The following is a 639-nucleotide window of genomic DNA, read 5'->3' on the forward strand; positions in this document are numbered from 1 at the left end:
CGCCTCCTCGCCGTCCTCAAGGAAGAACGGGCCCGGGAGCAGGCCTTTTTGGCCCTGGCGAGCCACGAGCTCAAGACCCCGGTGGCCGCCTTCCGCGTGGGGCTGGAGGGCCTTCTCGCCCAAGAAAGGGTGGACCGGGAGGCCCTGAAGCGGCTCAAGGTGCAGGCGGAGCGCCTCGAGGCCCTGGCCGAGAACCTCCTCGCCCTTTCCCGGGCCGGGGCCCAGGACGTGCGCCTGGCGGAGGTGGACCTCTACGCCCTCCTCTCCGAAGCCTTTGACCGCTTCCAACCCCTGGCGGTGGCCCGGGGCAGGGAGCTTACCCTGGAAGGGGAGCCCCAAAAGGTGGTGGCCGACCCCAGGCTTTTGGAGAGGGCGCTGAACAACCTGGTGCAGAACGCCCTCCTCCACGGGCAGGGGGCGGTCCGGCTCCGGGTGGGCCGGGAGGGGGAAGGGGTGTACCTGGAGGTGGAGGACCAGGGGCCCGGCCCCTCGCCCCGGGCGGAGGAAGGCCTGGGCCTCCGGGTGGTGCGCCAGGTGGCCGAGGCCCTCGAGGCCACCCTCCTCCTCCTCCCCGGCCCCCCCTTCCGGGCCCGCCTCCTCTTCAGGCCCCGTTCAGGGAAAGGGCCTACGCTTCCTCCC

At 72.6% G+C, this 639-nt stretch carries 1 protein-coding gene; it reads left to right on the plus strand.

Features of this window, described 5'->3' with window-relative positions; all coding sequences use genetic code 11:
- Window positions 1–639: sensor histidine kinase (locus AC01Y6_RS10935; RefSeq protein WP_476671559.1), on the plus strand; the 639-nt coding region annotated here is incomplete at both ends.

The sequence above is a fragment of the Thermus sp. genome, from assembly GCF_056332225.1.